General features: G+C 45.2%; 1 pseudogene. It reads right to left on the reverse strand.

Annotated elements, in window-relative coordinates:
- A pseudogene (locus AC061E_RS16690) lies at positions 1-219 on the reverse strand (T9SS type A sorting domain-containing protein); the annotation flags it as partial.

Raw genomic sequence — 219 nt, forward strand, 5'->3', positions numbered from 1 at the left:
AAGGAGTCACCGAAGCAGAACCATTAGATCCACCGTTACAAGACACATTTGTTTGCGCAGCAGTTGCCGTACTGATAGTTGTTGGTTGTGTAATTGTAAAGTTTCTAGTAGCCGTACATGCGTTAGCATCGGTTACCGTTACAGTATATGTTCCTGCACTTAAACCAGTAGCTGTAGCAGCCGTTCCACCCGAAGGAGACCATGAGTAAGTATATCCAC

The organism is Flavobacterium sp. GNP011 (genome assembly GCF_056428925.1).